The organism is Pseudomonas sp. GW821-FHT02A11 (assembly GCF_059421985.1).
Genome location: NZ_JBWKWB010000004.1, coordinates 280,877 through 299,877, shown reverse-complemented (window position 1 = coordinate 299,877; position 19,001 = coordinate 280,877). Strand labels below are relative to the sequence as shown.

Below are 19,001 nucleotides of genomic sequence, written 5' to 3'. Positions count from 1 at the left end.
TTGGCCCAACCCTTGCGCCCATACGCGAACGCCGGGCAAAAAAAATCCCGAACCACACGAGGCGGCTCGGGACATACGTCTTGCAAGGAGAGTCAGGACTGCGCGCTGGCCAGCACCGGCCATATGAACGGCTGGCGTTGTTCTTCGCGATTGGCGACCAGGCGATGAGCCAGGCTCACAGGCCGGATGACCGGTTGCTGCAGGCGGGCCAGAACAGAATCAATGACCGCGCCGCTGGCATCGTGGTGGAATTGCCAAACGCCGTAGATGCGCCCGTCGAATGAGGCCTCGCTGCCCAGACGCGGGTCGACGCCAAGGCCAGCGCCCAGTCCGAACAGATGCAAGCCGTAGAGACGCTGACCGTTGCTGTCCAGCGGGCAACCAGAGGTGTCGGAGTCCACCCCGCCCTTGACCGCCATCAGGCTGATCGCGCCACCGCCGGCATAGGTCAGCGTCGGCAGCAATGGCTGGTAACCGGTGCATTGTACGACCACCTCGGATTCAGCCAGAGCACTGCGCGCGCTTTCATACTGGCCTTCAGCGCCATTGCGGGTTTGTAGCATCTGCACCCGGACACCGGTTTTGCCGATGTGCCCATTAGCCAGCGCCTCACGACCGACGTCCAGCGCACGATAACGCAAGCCGCCCGAGCGGTTGACCCGGCCAGACACCGGGCACACGTCCTGGAGAGGGTCAAAGACATAACCAGCCTCAACGGCCGCCTCGGCGGTCTCGTAGAACAGCCGGACCGGCGAGCGATGCACCAATGTCACTTCGCTGAGGCCAGCAAACTCCAGCGCGTCCGCCAGGTTTTCGAGCACCGAGAATGCACTGTGAGAGCCGCCCACCACGCTGATCCGGCCTTTGCGTGCCAGGGTCGGGGCGAAGAAGTCACGCAATTGCACGCCATTCATGCGCAACAGTGCGTCGGCGCTCTGCACCTTGGCCGACGGCGAGACGGCAAGCCCCTGATCGGCAAGGCTGTCGAGCAAGTGCTGAGGGTCCTGGCGACCGCCCAGATTGAGCACCACCGCACGGCAGCGAATACGGCGGGTGTGCCCTTCAGACTCGACCCAGACCTGATATTCGTCGTCTTCGTGGACCACCTCGGTGATGGTGGTGCTGGTCCACAGCTTCACGCCGTAATGTTCGACGATGAAGTTGAGTACCAGGGTCGAGGCTTGCGCCAGCAGCTCGGCGACATCCGCCAATTGCGGGGCGCTTTGAGCCTGACGACGGATGCGCCAGTAGGCCGGGGAATGCTCGAGTGGCTCGAACACATCGCGCAACGCAGGATCGCGCAGGCAATCGAGGAAAACGTCGCCCACCGAGTTGGCGGTAATCCTGTAGTCGCCCAACCGGCCAGTGCCGGGGTTGGGGCTTGCATCGACAATGATCAGGCCTTCCCTGGCCAGTTCAGGCATAGCGCCGCTCTTCAACGCATTGAACAGCAACCCCATCCCTGCTGGTCCGGCCCCCCCTACTACGCATCCGCACACGGTTTCCAGATGATCTCCATACATAATCGTGACCCCATACTTAGTCGATGCATCAGGTGCATCCCAACATCCACCTGAACCCTGTACAACGAGCACAACCTATCGCCCGCCCTGACGTGCTTTTTATTTATTTCCAACTTGATACAACAATGAACATCATTAAAACCGGAATACAGCTCCTGCCACAGTTGCAATAACGACTGTGTCAACGCAGGCAGCTCAGAACGTGTTCCCGCTAACCGAAACCTGGGGAAATAGGCCCATGCCCAGTCCGTTCTGAACACGTATGCTGAAGGCATTCGAGAAAGTATATGTAACGTTCGTACGACCAGCCTCGGGCGACCAGAGACGCTACCGCCATTTCGCCAAGCGCCCTGAATCAAGGCTTTCGGGAATTGAGAGTGGCTCGCTAAAGCTGTTACAAAGTATTACAAGAGGAAATCCGTAGAGTGATAGTTTCAAAAAAGCCGGAAAGTGTCAAATTTTCGAGAAAATCGCCGAACATCAATTTAACAGACGCAACCTATTGTTTTTACTGTTAATTAAAAATTGACGTCAATGTTTTTCAACACCGACCTGTCCCCATTGGTTTTTAACATCAAAAAACCTATTTTTGCCACCTTTAGCAAACTAATAAACTTTGTCGTTATCGCTATTTGTACTCAACAAGTTGCCATTTTTCCGCCATTCACAAATACGTCGTTATGACCGACCCGAAGACGTCCCTGTGTTTTTTTTCACAGCACTTCGTTCTCAGCAAAATAATGACGCCGGAAATCGCTCTTTTCGTTCATGGCAATGAGAATATTTTCACCTTGCCGATGAGCGGCCATGCCTTCGGTAAAAAAACCAGAACTATTTCAAATGCATCTGGCCCCATGATCAGGCTGTCGCACATTTCTGAATGGACATAGAGGTTGTCATGATGAACACGGAGAAAAATTTTCACTCCAGCATTGCCGAAATCGATTATTCCCGAGACACGCTTTTCGGGCCCATCCCGATGCAGGCGACTTGCCGGGTGCGGCTGGCGACCATCGAGCACGGCGGACAATCACTACGAGAGTTGATCATCATCGGTGAAGTGCCGGACTACTTGGCCAAGTCCTCCGTTATCCGCGTGGCCATGGAAGGGCAAATCGAAGCCGGCCCGATTCGCGAGCACAGCGTAATCAATGAAGAAGGCGAAGGGACGTTCAGATTGTTGTTTGAGAACGAGCATCGCCGCCGGATGCATTGACAGCGAAGGCGCTAGATGTAGGGAGCGACGGGCTGTGTTACCGGGTCTGGCGAGCAGGCTGCAGATCCGAATGGGTATCGGCGTGAAGGTCCTGAGTTCGCAGGATCATTGCATGACTGAGGGGAAGATGCTCATCGTGGGCCTGGTCCTCAACCGGTGAGAACTCGGCGGTCTTGATCTCGACCTCATCGCCATACCGCAAACCGTCGAGCCTGGGAGCGGCATCGAGCACCGGATCCTTTGGCAAAAGACGCTGACGCTCGAGGGCGGTCATCGGCGGCTGGAACGTGGCATTGCGCGCTTCCAGGCGTTGCAGCATCGTCAAAATGGCTGTCACACAGGCCACCACCACACACAGCAGCAGACCGATGCCCAGCATGACCTTGCGTCGACGCATCGATTGTCTGTGATCATTCCCCTCAAGCCGCTGATGGACGTCCTGGGGTCGGTGGTCAGCCATGCATTTCCCTCGAATTGAGATCGGCGTTCAGCCGCCGGTGGCGGGCTAAAGATAAAAGGTAATGAAGACCTTTGCCAGAGGCATGTGAGGCGTTGGCTCAACGAACAGCGGATGGGTGGCTATGCGCACATGGGGCGAGCCGATCTGAACTGGCATGAGAGAACATATCCTGTTACTTATTGACTGTATAACGTGGAGTTCGTCACTCCATTTGCATGCCATCGCCAGCTTGCCTCCATTCGAAAGAATGAGAAATTTATTCAATGAATGTTTTTCGGCCGACTGATGGAACGTATCCACACTTCTCCATTACGCGGAGTGCAACGACACCACACACAAAAACGCCCCTGACACGAGTTTCATCACGGGCGTTCATTCAAGGAAAACAACAGCTATTAATTAACTGGCCAACGCATGTCCCTGATTGGGTTGACTATGGCGTAGGTCAGCGCCAATGCGCAGCTCGTGGATCAGTTCACAGATCGCCCGGCTGGTATCCAAGCGGTCCAGTTTGATGCCGCGCTTCAGCACTTCCACACGACCGGTGACGGGGTCGATAACTTCAACGGTCATGGTGCCGTCCATGATGGAGCAGTTGCATTGCCAAGGTTGTAGTGCACTTTCAATCATGCCGCGCAACTCAAGATTCGAGAGAATGCATGCAATCATTAGCGATATCCTCCTTAGGCGCTTTCTGACATACAAAGACAGCAACCGCCTGTACTTTTATCAAGAACTTCCCTGGATAAATACGGTTTATCCCCATTCGTCACATGACCTTCTGGGTTATTGGCGAATAACCAAGTTATACGCCTCGCCCTGTATTGAAGCAATGCGGCGCCCCGCCGCGCCCTGATTAAGGACGAGACAAATAATGGACGATGAAAAAACGTTTCATCACTGAGACTGCACGCAAAAAACGGCGCATTTCATTCGGCAATGAGAGATCAGGAAGAGGAAAAGCCGTCAGATCAGCCCTCAAACAGGGCAGCCATTCGTCGGCTACTGTAACGACAGCCGACGAATGACATGACGCCGCTCAAGCATGGGGCAAACGCAGATGAATGAGCGCCACCCGCTTGCCATGCTTGTCGAGCCGCTCCTCGATGGCGAAGGGTTTGAAGCCCAGTTTGGGATAGAACAGCAGGCCGGGCACGTTGTGGTTGAAGCAGGACGCCGTCAGCTCTTTGGCCTCATGTTTGCCGAAAGCCAGCTCCATCATGCAACCCAACATGTAGCGGCCCACCCCTTTGGATCGAGCATGGGGCGCGATGATGACATTGCCCATGGAACACCGACCGCGAAAATCAAACCGGGAAAAGTTGGCAAAGCCGACGATCTCGCCGTCCAGTTCGATCACCGTGTTGTCGGAGCGTTGGTCAATGGCATCCACGAGCTGGGAGGGCGTCAGCGGAAACTCGGCCCTAGGAAACATGTAAAACAGCTCGTCGACACTCTGAGGCATGTCGCAAATGGCCGGGATGTCTTTTTCTTCCAGGGGGCGATGCAAGAACATGGTGTTACCTCTCGAAGAGACAGGGGCCTGAGGGGTGACTATAGGCCAATGGCTGGCACCAAGACATTACCCTGTCGGTTCTAGAGCCTTTATAGGCGTCAGTGCTGCTATTGATGAAGGGCAGCACTGACCGCATGAGACCGTTTTTTCACTCTTTTGTGCCCGCATGTGTCGCCGCCTTTCACCGAAACGCTAAAAAGCCCGTGCAAGCCCATGAACACACTGAACTTTTCATGACCGGGCAGAACGCCTGTGAACAGGAGAAGATTCATGCAATTTGCATGAACTTCAGACTTTTAAACATTTTTAAATGCTTGATTTATAACGTTTTTTTACAAAACTCCTGGCTGGCACAGTGAATGCAATATCCCCTGCGAAGTCACACAATTATTCTATTCGCACGGAGCACAACGATGAATGTCTCGCCTGATTCCTACCCTGCCGCAATTGAAGAACCTTCCTCTGTCTCAGGCGTGTCCTGGGGCGCAATCCTTGCCGGTGCCGCGGGCGCCGCTGCGTTATCCCTGATATTGGTGCTGCTGGGTTCGGGCCTTGGCTTCTCGGCCATGTCGCCTTGGGCCAACGAAGGCGCCAGTGCCAAGACCCTGGGCATCTCAACGGTGGTCTGGCTCGCGTTCACTCAAATCGTCGCCTCCGGCCTCGGCGGTTACCTGGCCGGTCGCCTGCGGGTGAAGTGGTCGAACATGCATGGCGATGAAGTGTATTTCCGCGACACCGCCCACGGCTTTCTGTCCTGGGCCATCGCGACCCTGGTGGCCGCGGTGCTGATCGTCGGTTCCGTCAGTGGCATGGTAGGCAGTGGCGTGAAGGCCGGTGCCAGCGCGGTGGCCGGCGTGGCCGGTACTGCCGCTGTGGCTGCAGGCTCCGCCGCCGGTAATACCAGTGGCGACCAGTACGGTTATTTCGTCGATTCGCTGTTCCGTGATGACCGCCCGGCCGCTGTCAGCGACGATGCCGCTCGCGGCGTCGTGGTACGGATCTTCGCCAAGACGTTGGCCAACGACGGTCAACTGGCTCCTGAAGACCGTACTTACCTTGCACAACTGGTGGCTCAACGTACCAACCTGAGCCAGGCCGATGCGCAAGCTCGCGTCGATCAGGTCTACGGCCAGGCTAAACAGGCTGTTGCCGATGCCAAGCTCAAAGCCCAACAGGCTGCCGAAACCGCCGCCAAAGTCGCTGCCATGACTGCGCTGTGGACCTTCGTTGCCCTGCTCTGCGGCGCGTTCGTCGCCAGCCTCGCTGCAATCTGGGGTGGCCGTCGCCGCGACGCCGTTACTTATGTCGAAACCCGTGCCTACAGCACATCCAACGTTCGTTGATCAAGGAGATTCATCATGCGCTCATTACTGCTGTGGTTCCTGGGTGTGCCAATCCCGGTGATCATCCTGATCGCTCTGTTCATGCACTGACCGAGTCGTAGACGATCCGCGCGGCGCCCTTGGAATCACAGGGTCTGCGCGGATTTTTTATGCCTTGAGAAAAGTACCCGGATCAGTTTCCGCTCATCTGCCCTTTCATGTAGTCCACCAGCGTACGCTGCACGTCGGTCAATAGACGTGAGCCGCTGATCAGCGCCAGCTCGCTGGGCGGCACGCGGGTAAACCCCTCCTCCTCGTTCAACAGACGATGGTCATCAAGCATGGCCGACGTTGGCAGCAGGCTGATCCCCAGCCCCGCCGACACCGCCGCCTGAATTCCCGCCAGACTCTGACTGGCAAACGCAACGCGCCAACGACGTCCGGACGCCTCCAGTGCGTGGATGATGCGATTGCGATAAATGCAGCCCTGGGGGTAGACCACCAGCGGCACAGGGTCATCGATCACCTGCACGTTGCGCCCGGCGACCCAGTTCACCTGTTCCGGCCAACTCGCCAGCGCGGGCTCTTGCTTCGGACTGCGATCACGTTTGACCAGCGCCAGGTCGATGTCCTTGCTGTCCAGACGCGCATTCAGATCGACGCTCAGACCGTTGACGGTATCCAGACGAATGCGCGGGTGGGTTTGCGCGAACCCCGAGAGCAGGGTCATGAGCCTCTGCACATCGAAATCCTCGGGAACGCCCAGCTTCACCACACCGGTTTCATCGCCTCGGCAAAGTACGCTGTGGGCTTCCAACGCCAGCGCGACCAGCCGCCGCGCATAGCCGATCAGGCGCTCGCCGTCTTCGGTCAGCTCGATGTGCTTGCTGGCGCGCTGACGCAGCAGCAAGGGGCGCCCGAGTTGCTCTTCCAGCTTGCGTATCTGCTGGCTGACCGTGGACTGAGTGCGATTGACCCGCTCGCCGGCTTTGGTAAAACCGCCCGAGTCGACGACAGAGACGAAGGTGCGCAGCAATTCCAGATCGAACATGACGTGGCCTTAAATTCGATTTTCGACTTATTTTTTCAATCTAATTTAATTTTACGCTTAACGCCACGCCTCCTAACCTGCAGCCACACCTTCATTTATCAGGAGACGATCCATGACCCTATCCCCTCCTCGCCCCCGCTGGCTGACCTTTGACTGCTACGGCACCCTGATCCAGTGGGACGAAGGCCTGCTCAGCTATGTGCGCCAACTGCTTGAACGCAAGGGCCGCGGGCAACCGGACATCGACACCTTTCTGGCCGTGTACGATCGTCACGAACATCGCCTGGAACAAACTCCGCCTTGGCGCTCGTTTGCCGACATCTCGCGCCAAGCCATGGCACTGACCCTGGAAGAACTCGGGCTGCCCTGCGAACCCGAAGACGCCGAGGGCCTGATCCGCCGCATCGGCCAGATGCCGCCGTTTCCCGAAGTGGTCAACACGCTCCACTGGCTGAAGGATCAGGGCTTCAACCTGTGCATCGTCTCCAACACCGATGACGACATCATCGCGGGCAATGTTGCACAACTGGGCGGCCACATCGACCGGGTGATCACCGCGCAACAGGCCCAGGCGTATAAACCCGATCACCGCGTGTTCCTCCATGCCCACGCGCAGCTGGGGGTGAAGCTCGACGAGGTCCTGCACATCTGCGCCAGCCCTCATCTGGATCTGGAAGCGGCCAAAGGCATGGGCTTTCGTTGCGTGTGGATCGACCGTGGCACCCAGCGCAAGCCACTGCCGGACTACACTCCTGACGCCACACTGGCAGACCTGTCCCGCGTGCCGGATTACCTGCGCAGCAAGGGCTGGGTGAACGAATAAGGAGACGCGGCATGGCGCACGACCTGCGTATCAGCAACCTCAACGAGCGCAATGACCACGACCTCGACACCGCGGCCGTGCGCGCAGCGCGCATCGACCTGGCCGCCAGCCTGCGCATGGCGGCGCGGCTGGGGTTGAGCGAAGGGATCTGCAACCATTTTTCGGCCTTGGTGCCGGGGCATCCGGACTTGTTTCTGGTCAATCCGTATGGGTTGTCGTTTGCCGAGATCACCGCGTCGAGCCTGTTGGTCTGCGATTTCAACGGCAATGTGATTGCCGGCGATGGCAAGCCTGAGGCGACGGCGTTCTATATCCATGCGCGGCTGCACCTGCACAAGCCGGGCGCGGTGGCGGCGTTCCACACTCATATGCCCAACGCCACAGCACTGGCGATGCTCGAAGGCGAACCCCTGGTGTGGGCCGGGCAGACGGCCTTGAAATTTTACGGGCGGGTGGCAGTGGATGAGGATTACAACGGTCTGGCGCTGGACAATCAGGAGGGCGACCGGATCGCGGCGGCGATGGATGACGCGGACATTGTGTTTCTGAAGAATCATGGGGTGATGGTGACGGCCCACAGCATCGCGCAGGCGTGGGATGACCTGTATTACCTGGAGCGGGCAGCTGAGGTGCAGCTCAAGGCCATGAGCACCGGGCGCCCTCTAAAGCCCATTGCCCCGGAGGTCCTGCTGCGCACGGCTCGGCAAATGCGCGAGGAAAATGCCGAAAGTGCTAGGTTGCATCTGGAGAGTGTGAAGCGGATGCTGGCGCGGCATGAGGGGGATTTCCTTTTTTAAGGCGTGTTGGCAGTCAGGGAGACGCCCCGATCTCCTGCAGGAGCAGTCGCAGGTTACGATGGCAACGAAAAAAGCCCTCGAAGACCAAAGGTCGACGAGGGCCAAGGCACTGCGCTCACAGTTCGATTACAGGCTCAGCAAGCCCTCAAGGCATTCCCAGCCAGTTCGGCAACGCCAGCGAAATGAACGGCACATACGTCACCAGAATCAGGAACAGCAACAGAATAGACAACCACGGCAAGGCTGCACGAATTGTCTGGCCCAGGGTCAGCCCCGTCACCGCCGAGGTCACGAACAGGTTCAGCCCGACCGGTGGGTGCACCAGCCCGATCTCCATGTTCACCACCATCACGATCCCCAGGTGAATCGGATCGATCCCAAGCTTGGTCGCGATCGGGAAGAAGATTGGCGCCAGGATCAGCACGATCGCCGATGGCTCCATGAAGCTCCCTGCCACCAGCAACACAACGTTGACCATGATCAGGAAACCGATCGGCGTCAGCCCTTCGGAAATCACCCAGTTGGTGATTTGCTGCGGGATCTGCTCAGTGGTCAATACATGGGCGAACAGCATCGCGTTGGCGATGATGAACATCAGCATGATCGACAACCGGCCCGACTCCAGCAGCACCTTCGGGCAGTCGCGCAGGCGCATGTCCTTGTAGACGAACAGCGCAATGAACGCCGAGTAGACCGCCGCCACGGCCGCAGCTTCAGTCGGAGTGAACATGCCGCTGTAGATCCCGCCAAGGATGATCACCAGCAGCAACAAGCCCCAGAACGCACGGCGTGCCGTGGCCAGCCATTGACGGAACGACACGCGAGGCTGTGCAGGCAGTTTCTTGACCCGGGCGACGATATAGATCACCACCATAAGGATCACGCCCAGCAGGATGCCCGGCACCACGCCGGCGATGAACAGCTTGCCCACCGAGGTTTCGGTGGCGGCCGAGTACACCACCATGACGATGGAAGGCGGAATCAGAATCCCCAAGGTCCCTGCGTTACAGATAATCCCGGCGCCGAATTCTTTCGGGTAACCCGAGCGCACCATCCCCGCCACGGCGATCGAACCCACCGCAGCAACCGTCGCAGGCGATGAACCCGACAGCGCCGCGAACAGCATGCACGCCAACACCGCCGCAATCGCCAGACCGCCGCGAATGTGACCGACGCAGGCGTTGGCGAAATCGATAAGCCGCTGCGCGACGCCACCGGTGGTCATGAACGCACCGGACAGCAGGAAGAACGGAATCGCCAGAAAGGTGTAGCTGTCGGAGGTTTCGAACAGCTTGATCGCCAGCGAGCTGAGCGAGTCCTGGCTGAACAGCAGGATCGACACCGCACCGGACAGGCCCAGCGAGATCGCAATGGGCACGCCTAAAAACATGAAAACGAACAGCAACAGAAACAGGCAAAGAACGGTCATCAGTGTTGCTCCCCATCAGGATTGGCCAGTTTGCTGGCTTCTGCCGCTTCGTCAGCCAGCCCCAGGCCGGTCTGACGGTGGGTCCAGATGCGATAGAGGATTTCCAGATACCGGGCGATCACCAGGGCGAAGCCAATGGGCACGATCACCGTGATGTACGCGATCTTGATGCCGTAACGGTCCAGGTCTTCGGCACCGATACCGGCAACGAACAAGGCCGAGACCCATTTGTAACTGGCTACCAGAAACAGCCCGGCATAGGCCAGGCAGCAGGCGCAGGCCAACATGGCAAGGATCCGCTGCACCGGTTTGCTGGTCTTTTTCACCAGCGCGTCGACCCCCAGGTGTCCAGCGGTTCGCACCCCATAAGAGATGCCGAAGAAGATCAGCCAGCCGAAGAGGGCCTTGGTCAGCGCCACGCTCCAGGTCATACCCTGGGCATAGCCCATCAAGTGGTCGCCGATCCCTGCGAAAAAATCGCTGCTGACCGCCCACTGATCGCTGAGGGTGTAAAACAGCGTGTAGATGTTGTTCAGCGCCACATAGACGAATGTCACCAGCGTCATGGCAGCCAGCAGGAAAGCGATGAGGCCCTCCTCCAGATGCTCCCAGAGTCGCGTCAGCGATTGCATAAGAATTCTCCGAACGTAGAGAGAGCGGCCATCAGGAACCTGATGGCCACGCAGACATCACTGCCTGTATCGATCAAATCGCGCCTTGAGGGCTCAAGGCGCTTTGTTCGAATCGTCTGCAGCCTTGATCAGGTCGGCGCCGATTTCATCGGAGAACTTGTCCCAGACCGGCTTCATGACTTCGCGCCATTTGGCCCGCTGCTCGGGGGTGAGGGTCACGATCTCGCTGGTCTTGGAGTCGATGATCTTCTGCTTGGCGGTCTGGTTCAGGGCTTCGGCCTGCTTGTTCACCTCGACGGTGACCTGATCCATGATCTTCTGCAGCTCATCGCGCACGTCAGCGGGCAGGCCGTTCCAGAACTTGGCGTTGGTGATGACCATGTAGTCGATCAAGCCGTGGTTGGACTCGGTGAAGAACGGCTGCACCTCGTTGACCTTCTGGCTTTCGTAGTTCGACCAGGTGTTCTCGGTGCCGTTGACGGTGCCGGTCTGCAGGCCCTGATAGACCTCAGCGAAGCTCATTTTGCGGGGGTTGGCGTGCAGCGCGACGAACTGCGCCTCAAGCACGCTCGACGCCTGTACGCGGAATTTCAGGCCTCGGGCGTCCTTGGGGTCGACCATCTTCTTGTTCGCCGACAGTTGCTTGAGGCCGTTGTGCCAGTAAGCCAGGCCGTGGATGCCCTTGTCGTCCATGGAGGTCAGCAGCGCCTTACCCTGCGGCCCCTGCTGGAAGCGATCGACCGCCGCCAGGTCGTTGAACAGAAACGGCAGGTCGTAGATCTGGGTCTTTTTGGTGTACTGCTCGAACTTGGCCAGGGACGGCGCCAGCATCTGCACGTCGCCGAGCAGCAGGGCTTCCATTTCCTTGCCGTCGCCGAACAGCGAGGAGTTGGGGTAGACCTCGACCTTGACCTTGTCTTTCAAGGCCGGATCGGCAGCCACCATTTTCTGAAACATCAAGGCGCCCTGGCCTTTTGGCGTGTTTTCCGCCACCACGTGGGCGAACTTGATCACGATCGGGTCAGCGCAGGCCATCCCGGCCATGGACACTGCAGCGGCGCAGAACAGCGCCTTGGTCAGCTTCAACATCGATATCACCTTTTTATTTTTGTAAGAGCTTATGTATATAGCAGTCGGTGGGTCATGAGCGTTGTGCTATTTAACGATGCCCAACGCGGGGTGTTTGTAGAATCAGCTTTTCAATAAGCCAGCGTTCGGTTTAGCTGAACGCGGGATATCACGCACCTGCCCTCCTCAGCTGCGCGGCAGAACTCTCTGTGGGAGCGAATTCATTCGCGAGGGGCCAGCACATTCAATATATCTCTGTTGTCTGGACGATTTTTCGCGAATGAATTCGCTCCCACAGGGGTCCATGTCAGCTCCCGGTCTGCGCCAACGCCAACAACCGTTGCGCGCGCAGCAGCACCGGCGCATCGACCATTTGCCCGTCCAGCTGGAACGCCCCCGCGCCCTGTGCCGCGGCACTCGCGGCCACGACCTTGCGGGCCCACTCCAGATCCTCGGCACTGGGGGCCAATGCCCCATGAATCACCGGAACCTGCTTGGGGTGGATGCACAATGCGCCGCCGTAGCCCATGTCGTAGGCGTGACGAATCGCGCGATGCAGCCCTTCGGGATCGCCAATCGCCGGGTGTACGCCGTCCAGCGGCGGCAGCAGGTCAGCGCCTCGCGAATGCAGTTGCACCGACATGCGCGCCTGATCGAGAAACACCTGTGCGGCGTGGCTGCCGCTGTTCAGATTCAGGTCCAGCGCCAGGTCCAGCCCGCCGAACGACAGGCGCTCGACCCCCGGTGCATGGGCGATCTGCTCCAGCGCCAGCAAGCCCTTGGCACTCTCGATGATCGGCCAGATCGGTTTACCGGTCTGCCAGACCGCCGCCAACTGGGCGGCGCTCTCGACTTTCGGCAACAGCACCCCGGCCACGCCCGCATGCTGTTTGCAGAACGCCAGATCCGCGCGGTGCTCGGCGTGATCGGGCGCATTGACCCGCACCCAGACAGCCGCTTGCGGGTGCTCTTGCAGGAACGCTGCAAGGTTGTCCCGGGCCTGACGCTTGAGGGGTTCTTCCACGGCGTCTTCGAAGTCGACGATCACCGCATCGGCACCTGCGGCCATCGCCTTGGCAAAGCGTTCGGGTCGGCTGCCGGGCACGAACAGTGCGGAGCGGACGATGGGTTGGGGCATGGTGTATTTCCTTGTGAAATTTATTCTGTGGGAGCGAACTCATTCGCGAGACGTCGGTGAGACCGATGGAAATGCGTCGAATGTACCGGCCAATCGCGAATGAATTCGCTCCCACAGTGAAACCGTGTCCGCCATAAGATCGCGGCCAGAGGGCGACCTAAACCACCCCGGCCTTGACCATCCGCGCCTGATCGTCAGCACTGAAACCCAGCTCGTCGAGAATGCTCGACGTGTGCTGACCCAACCCCGGCACGCCATCCATGCGCGGGGTGAAGGCGGCATTGCGTCCAGGCGGCAGCAGCGACGGCAGCGGGCCGGAGGGGCTGTCCACTTCGCGCCAGCTGTCGCGGGCCTTGAGTTGCGGGTGTTCCCAGACGCCATGCATGTCGTTCACGCGGGCGTTGGCGATCTGTGCGTCTTCGAGGCGCGCGACCACTTCATCCACGCTCAACGCGGCAAAACCATCAACGATGATCTGGCGCAGCACTTCGCGGTTTTCCGAGCGTTTGAAGTTGGCCGAGAAGCGCTCGTCGGTCGCCAGCGCCTTATTCAGCAGCACCTTCTCGCAAAACAGCGCCCATTCACGTTCGTTCTGCAGCCCGAGCATGATCGTGCCGCCACCACCGGTCGGGAACGGCCCGTACGGGTAGATCGTCGAGTGCGACGCGCCGGCCCGTGGCGGCTGCGGCGCGCCGTTGTAGGCGTAGTACATCGGGTAGCCCATCCACTCCACCAGGCTTTCCAGCATGCTGACGTCGATGCGGCTACCCTCGCCGGTCTTGTCCCGCAGCAGCAGCGCCGAAAGGATGCCGGTGTAGGCGTACATGCCCGCGGCGATGTCGGCGATGGAACAACCGGCCTTGGCCATTTCGTTTTCGCCGGGGCCGCCGGTCACCGAGAGAAAGCCGCCCTCGCTCTGGATCAGCAGGTCGTAGGCTTTCTTCTTTTCATAAGGGCCGCCTTCGCCATAGCCGGAAATGTCGCAGACGATCAAACGCGGGAAGCGTTCGTGCAGCGCCTCGAACGACAGGCCCATGCGTGCAGCGGCACCGGGCGCGAGGTTCTGCACCAGCACATCGGCCTGGCCCAGCAGAGATTCGAGGATGTCGCCCGCCTCGTCCTGTTTCAGGTCCAGGGTCAGGCTTTCCTTGGAGCGGTTGGTCCACACGAAGTGCGAGGCCAGGCCGTCGACGCGCTGGTCGTAACCACGGGCGAAGTCACCGACACCTGGACGCTCGATCTTGATCACGCGGGCGCCGAGGTCCGCCAGTTGCCGCGTGCAGAATGGCGCCGCGATGGCGTGCTCCAGGCTGATCACGGTGATGCCGTCCAGCGGACGGGGGTTGTGTTGAGTCATGTTGGTAAACCTCATTTTCCAGACGCCGCAGAATCACCGTGGGAGCGGATTCATCCGCGATGACGTCAGTCCAATCCCACCCATCTGCAGCGTCTGGAACATTGCAATCGCGAATGAATTCGCTCCCACGGGTTCAGCGCTCAGGCAACGATCTGCCTCACACCAAATCCGCCAGATCCCGCGCATCGCGCAGGTGCCAGACCCGTTCGATCAGCGCCTTGCCCTGGGCAACCGAACGGGCGCCGGAGAAGGCCAGCAGGCGCTGCACCTTGTCTTCCAGTTCAGGGCGCGACAGGGTGTTGCCCGGATCGCCTTTCGGGTCGTCGATGGCCGCCGTCAGGGTGCGGCCATCGGTGGTGGTGACGATCACGCGGCCCAGCCAGCGCGCCGGATACGCCCCGTCGACTTCAGGGTCGAGCTCCATGGTCACCTTCTCGCGGAAGGCGGCCACCTGCGCATCGGTGAGCGCCAGATCGCGAAACTCGATCAACTGCGCGCTGCCGTGCACGGCAATCAGGCCCAGCACCGCGCCCATGGAGAACTTGGCCTGGTGCACGGTTTGCGGCACATCGACACGGCCCAGCACATCGATCGCGCCCTGATGAACACGGGTGACGACCTTGGCGATCTGCTCATGACGCAGGCCTTCGCGCTGCATCAGGTGCAACAACGCATCGGCGGCCGGATGGGTGTGGCGGCACGAGGCGTGGAATTTGAACGAGGTCTCGACCAGCGCCCATCGCGACCCCAGACGATCCGACAACTTCGAGGCATCGCTGTCGCTGGACATCCCGGCGGCCATGCCTTGGTCTCCTTCCAGAATATTGCGCGCACCGGTCAGACCGTCTTCGGTCAGGTAAGCCGAAAGCAAGCCATCGGCGGCGGCCTTGGCGGTGTGCAGCTGTTTCGAATCCGCGGCATCGCGCAGGAACTCCCACAGGCCCGCCGCTTGCGTGCCGGCAGTCCCCAGCAGGTTGATGAACTGCTCTTGATTGAAGTTCAGCAGCTTGCCCACGGCCACTGCCGCAGCCAGGGTGCCAACCGTGGCCGTGGTGTGAAAGATGCGGTAGTGCGAGCGACCCATGAACTCGCCAATGCGAATCCCGGCCTCATAACCGGCGACCGACGCCAGCAGCAGATCCTGACCGGATTTGCCCAGGTCCTGCGCCGCTGCCAATACCGCCGAAAACACCACTGTGGCCGGGTGCAGCACCGAGCTGTTGTGCAGGTCATCCTGCTCGACTAGATGCGACGCCGCGCCATTGACCAGCGCCGCGAAATACGCCGAGGTGCCGCGCCCGTTGACCAGGATTTTTGCCTTGCCGCTGGCAGGCCCCATGCGCTCGGCGTAACGCTCGAACACCGGGATCGGCCGCGCGCCTTTGCTCGCCAGCGCCGAGCCGATCCAGTCCAGGAACAAATCTTCGGTGCGATCCAGCACGTGGCCTGGGATGTGCTCGTATTTCAGCTCGGCAAGGAAGCCCGCTAATACCTGAGTGTGGCTTGCCTGGGTATGACTCATCTGGGTGTCCTCAGAAGCTGCGTGGCAGTTCGAGCAAGTGCTCGGCGACGTAGGAAAGAATCAGGTTGGTGGAGATCGGCGCCACCTGGTACAGGCGGGTCTCGCGGAATTTGCGCTCCACGTCGTACTCGTTGGCAAAGCCGAAACCGCCGTGGGTCTGCAGGCAGGCGTTGGCCGCTTCCCACGACGCCTTGGCCGCGAGGTACTTGGCCATGTTGGCCGCAGCGCCTGCGTTCTTGCCGCTGTCGTATTCCTCGCAGGCGCGCCAGCGCATCAAATCAGCCGCTTCGATCTCGATGTGCGCTTCGGCAATCGGGAATTGCACACCCTGGTTCTGCCCGATCGGGCGGCCGAACACCACACGATCACGGGCGTAAGCCGCAGACTTTTCAGTGAACCAGCGACCGTCGCCGATGCATTCGGCAGCGATCAGGGTGCGCTCGGCGTTGAGGCCGTCGAGGATGTATTTGAAGCCCTTGCCCTCTTCGCCAATCAGGCTGTCGGCGGGCAGCTCAAGGTTGTCGAAGAACAGCTCGTTGGTCTCGTGGTTGACCATGTTGGCAATGGGCTGAACGGTCAGGCCCTTGCCAATGGCTTCACGCAGATCCACGAGGAAGATCGACATGCCTTCGGATTTCTTCTTCACCTCGGCCAGTGGCGTGGTGCGCGCCAGCAGGATCATCAGGTCCGAGTGCTGAATACGCGAGATCCAGACCTTCTGGCCGTTGATCACGTACTTGTCGCCCTGCTTCACGGCGGTGGTCTTGATCTTGGTGGTGTCGGTGCCGGTGGTCGGCTCGGTCACGCCCATCGATTGCAGGCGCAGTTCGCCGCTGGCGAGCTTGGGCAGGTAGTGGCTTTTCTGCGCTTCGCTGCCATGACGCAACAGGGTGAACATGTTGTACATCTGCCCGTGCACGGTGCCGGAGTTGCCGCCGCAGGCGTTCACTTCTTCGAGAATCACCGAGGCTTCCGCCAGGCCCAGGCCCGAGCCGCCGTATTCGGTGGGGATCATTGCCGACAGCCAGCCAGCGTCGGTCAGCGCCTTGACGAAGGCTTCCGGGAAGCCTTTCTCTTCGTCGATCTTGCGCCAGTATTCAGCCGGGAATTCCGCGCACAGGGCGCGCACGCCTTCACGGATGGCATTGAGGTCTTCGTTATCGTATGGACTCATGGTCTGTGCTCACATCTGGCAGCGGCGCAGCGACTGTGCGGCCGGCTCTATAAAAGAAGAAATCAGTCGAAAACCACTTCAGCGCTCTGCGCCACACCCGCGTCGTTACCCGCCCACAACTGCGCCTTGCCCGGCTCGGCGATGCGGCCACCCACGCGAAACGGCGTCGGCACGTTCAGCGGGCGCACGCCGCGATAGGCGAAATGACGCACGCGCTTGTCGGGGTTGGCGCGGATGAATGCGCGCAGATTGAAAGTGGCGATCATCGGACCGTGCACCACCAGGCCGGGGTAGCCTTCGGCCTCGGTGACGTAGGGGTAGTCGTAGTGAATGCGGTGGCCGTTGAAGGTCACGGCGGAATAGCGAAACAACAGGGTTGGGGTCGGTTCGATGGTCTCGCTCCAGTCACCCTGCTCGGGCGCCTCACCACTGCTGAGCTTCGGCGCATTGGGCTCGCGGTAGACGATGTCCTGCTCCTCGCGCACGCACAGCTCGCCGTTTTGCGAGTAGTCGTGGCGCAGGGTGACGAACAGCAGCGAGCCGGTGCGGCCGTGCTTTTCTTCGATGTGCAGGATGGTCGACAGCCGGTGAGCGTCGGCGCCGACTTTCAATGGTTGAATGAACTCGACCCGGCCACCGGCCCACATGCGATTGCGGTTGTCGGCAGGTGGCAGGAAGCCGCCGCGAGCGGGGTGGCCATCAGTGCCGAGTTGCGATTCGAACACCGGCTCCTGGAAAAAACACCACTGCCACAGGGGTGGCAGCGCCTCGCCGCTGGCTGGCACTGGTTCACCGAACGTGGCGGCAATGCGCTTGATCAGTGTGAGGCTCAGATGATCATGAGCCTCTTCGGTCCGACCGATCCAGGCACTGAAATCCACTGGCGAATCTGCTGCACTCATGTGAGAGAACCCTTTGCGTTTGTTGTTATTCGCAGATCATGGGAGCACGCGGGCATTCTGTGAATTTGCATTTGCGTATACCGGCGTTCATGTATGCTGAACGCCTTCCGCACTGTCTGGACTCAACCATGCACTTCGACCTGGCTGACTTGCGCCTCTTCATTCATATCGGGGAATCCCCCAGCCTGACCCAGGGCGCCCGCCGCGCCTTTCTCTCCCCTGCTGCTGCCAGCGCGCGGATCAAGGCGTTGGAAAGCCAGCTCGACACCCGTCTGCTGTACCGCGACAGCCGCGGCGTCGAACTAACCCCCGCCGGGCAACGCCTGCTCAAGCACGCGCGGTTGATCATGAGCCAGGTTGATTACCTGAAGAGCGAGTTCACCCACTACGGCACCGATTCGGCCGGGCATATCCGCATCTTCGCAAACACCACGGCGGTGACCGAATTCCTGCCCGAGGTGCTCGCCGGTTTTCTCGCCGAACGCCCCGGCGTCACCGTCGACCTGCAAGAGCGGTTATCACGCGACATCGTGCGCGGCGTGCTCGACGGCAGCTCGGACATGGGCATCATCGCAGGGCCTGTGGAAGCCGCCGGTCTGCAGGTGATCCACTTCAGCACCGACCGCCTGGTGCTGACCGTTCCGGAAGGTCACGAACTGGCCACGCAGAAAAAAGTCACGCTGAAACAAACCCTGGCGTTTCAGCATATCGGTTTGCATGAAGGCAGCACGTTGTTGAGCTTTCTGCGCGATCACGTGGAAAGACTCGGCAAGAACCTGTCACTGCGGATTCAGGTGTCGAGTTTTGAAGCGATCTGCCGGATGGTCGAAGCAGGGGTAGGCATCGGCATCATTCCCGAATCCGCCGCGTCCCGGCACAGTCGCACGATGAAGCTGGTCACCATCGAGCTGGACGAGCCCTGGGCCGTGCGCGAGCGGAGCATTCTGGTGAGGGAACTGGACGCCCTGCCGGGGGTGGTCAGGGCGTTGATTGCGGTGTTGATGCCAAGTGGGCAGATAACCGCCCCCGCGAAGCGTCTGTAAAACCGCTTTCGCGACTGTCGCACAGCTC

At 59.9% G+C, this 19,001-nt stretch carries 18 protein-coding genes; 5 read left to right on the top strand and 13 right to left on the bottom strand.

Annotated elements, in window-relative coordinates:
• Positions 1 to 92: 92 nt before the first annotated feature.
• Positions 93 to 1,523 (bottom strand): pyridine nucleotide-disulfide oxidoreductase, encoded by a 1,431-nt coding sequence (locus AC07V9_RS08880; protein ID WP_495015355.1) that lies wholly within the window; start codon positions 1,521 to 1,523, stop codon positions 93 to 95.
• Between the two features lie 898 nt (positions 1,524 to 2,421).
• On the opposite strand from AC07V9_RS08880, the gene AC07V9_RS08875 reads away from it, so the two are divergent.
• Positions 2,422 to 2,739 carry a hypothetical protein gene (locus AC07V9_RS08875; RefSeq protein WP_495015354.1) on the top strand — a complete coding sequence of 106 codons (318 nt, stop codon included), beginning with the start codon at positions 2,422 to 2,424 and terminating at the stop codon, positions 2,737 to 2,739.
• Positions 2,740 to 2,776: 37 nt separating this feature from the next.
• Here the strand turns inward: AC07V9_RS08875 and AC07V9_RS08870 are convergent, their stop codons facing one another.
• The 3 genes from AC07V9_RS08870 to AC07V9_RS08860 form a co-directional block, all read right to left on the bottom strand.
• On the bottom strand, positions 2,777 to 3,136 hold the full coding sequence (locus AC07V9_RS08870) for a hypothetical protein (protein WP_495015353.1): 360 nt from the start codon (positions 3,134 to 3,136) through the stop codon (positions 2,777 to 2,779).
• A gap of 462 nt (positions 3,137 to 3,598) precedes the next feature.
• Positions 3,599 to 3,868: a DUF1652 domain-containing protein gene (locus AC07V9_RS08865; protein WP_495015352.1), complete on the bottom strand. Its 270-nt coding sequence runs from the start codon at positions 3,866 to 3,868 to the stop codon at positions 3,599 to 3,601.
• A gap of 370 nt (positions 3,869 to 4,238) precedes the next feature.
• Positions 4,239 to 4,715 (bottom strand): GNAT family N-acetyltransferase, encoded by a 477-nt coding sequence (locus AC07V9_RS08860; protein ID WP_495015351.1) that lies wholly within the window; start codon positions 4,713 to 4,715, stop codon positions 4,239 to 4,241.
• Between the two features lie 413 nt (positions 4,716 to 5,128).
• On the opposite strand from AC07V9_RS08860, the gene AC07V9_RS08855 reads away from it, so the two are divergent.
• Positions 5,129 to 6,058 (top strand): hypothetical protein, encoded by a 930-nt coding sequence (locus AC07V9_RS08855; RefSeq protein WP_495015350.1) that lies wholly within the window; start codon positions 5,129 to 5,131, stop codon positions 6,056 to 6,058.
• Positions 6,059 to 6,230: 172 nt separating this feature from the next.
• On the opposite strand, the gene AC07V9_RS08850 is transcribed toward AC07V9_RS08855, so the two are convergent.
• Entirely contained in the window at positions 6,231 to 7,088 is an 858-nt protein-coding gene (locus AC07V9_RS08850) for a LysR substrate-binding domain-containing protein (protein ID WP_495015349.1), read from the bottom strand.
• Between the two features lie 112 nt (positions 7,089 to 7,200).
• Here AC07V9_RS08850 and AC07V9_RS08845 point away from each other — a divergent pair, with 112 nt between their 5' ends.
• Positions 7,201 to 7,911: a haloacid dehalogenase type II gene (locus AC07V9_RS08845; RefSeq protein ID WP_495015348.1), complete on the top strand. Its 711-nt coding sequence runs from the start codon at positions 7,201 to 7,203 to the stop codon at positions 7,909 to 7,911.
• Positions 7,912 to 7,922: 11 nt separating this feature from the next.
• Positions 7,923 to 8,708 carry an aldolase gene (locus tag AC07V9_RS08840; protein ID WP_495015347.1) on the top strand — a complete coding sequence of 262 codons (786 nt, stop codon included), beginning with the start codon at positions 7,923 to 7,925 and terminating at the stop codon, positions 8,706 to 8,708.
• Positions 8,709 to 8,853: 145 nt separating this feature from the next.
• Here AC07V9_RS08840 and dctM read toward each other — a convergent pair whose 3' ends face one another.
• From dctM to AC07V9_RS08800, 8 genes are all read right to left on the bottom strand, one after another.
• On the bottom strand, positions 8,854 to 10,137 hold the full coding sequence (dctM, locus tag AC07V9_RS08835) for a C4-dicarboxylate TRAP transporter large permease protein DctM (RefSeq protein ID WP_495015346.1): 1,284 nt from the start codon (positions 10,135 to 10,137) through the stop codon (positions 8,854 to 8,856).
• Positions 10,137 to 10,769, bottom strand: coding sequence for a TRAP transporter small permease (locus AC07V9_RS08830; protein WP_495015345.1), 633 nt, complete (start codon positions 10,767 to 10,769; stop codon positions 10,137 to 10,139). The genes dctM and AC07V9_RS08830 overlap by 1 nt, the downstream gene beginning before the upstream one ends.
• 93 nt (positions 10,770 to 10,862) lie before the next feature.
• A complete protein-coding gene (locus AC07V9_RS08825) occupies positions 10,863 to 11,858 on the bottom strand; it encodes a TRAP transporter substrate-binding protein (RefSeq protein ID WP_495015344.1) in 996 nt (331 codons plus the stop codon).
• 286 nt (positions 11,859 to 12,144) lie between these two features.
• The gene (locus AC07V9_RS08820; protein ID WP_495015343.1) at positions 12,145 to 12,975 is read right to left on the bottom strand and encodes an HpcH/HpaI aldolase/citrate lyase family protein; all 831 of its coding nucleotides are present in this window, start codon (positions 12,973 to 12,975) and stop codon (positions 12,145 to 12,147) included.
• Between the two features lie 157 nt (positions 12,976 to 13,132).
• On the bottom strand, positions 13,133 to 14,332 hold the full coding sequence (locus AC07V9_RS08815) for a CaiB/BaiF CoA transferase family protein (RefSeq protein ID WP_495015342.1): 1,200 nt from the start codon (positions 14,330 to 14,332) through the stop codon (positions 13,133 to 13,135).
• 157 nt (positions 14,333 to 14,489) lie between these two features.
• Entirely contained in the window at positions 14,490 to 15,854 is a 1,365-nt protein-coding gene (locus AC07V9_RS08810) for an MmgE/PrpD family protein (RefSeq protein WP_495015341.1), read from the bottom strand.
• 10 nt (positions 15,855 to 15,864) lie between these two features.
• Positions 15,865 to 17,028, bottom strand: coding sequence for an acyl-CoA dehydrogenase family protein (locus AC07V9_RS08805; protein WP_495015340.1), 1,164 nt, complete (start codon positions 17,026 to 17,028; stop codon positions 15,865 to 15,867).
• 62 nt (positions 17,029 to 17,090) lie between these two features.
• On the bottom strand, positions 17,091 to 17,930 hold the full coding sequence (locus AC07V9_RS08800) for an HTD2 family dehydratase (protein ID WP_495015339.1): 840 nt from the start codon (positions 17,928 to 17,930) through the stop codon (positions 17,091 to 17,093).
• A 128-nt stretch (positions 17,931 to 18,058) separates the two neighbouring features.
• On the opposite strand from AC07V9_RS08800, the gene AC07V9_RS08795 reads away from it, so the two are divergent.
• A complete protein-coding gene (locus AC07V9_RS08795) occupies positions 18,059 to 18,973 on the top strand; it encodes a LysR family transcriptional regulator (protein WP_495015338.1) in 915 nt (304 codons plus the stop codon).
• Positions 18,974 to 19,001: the final 28 nt, after the last annotated feature.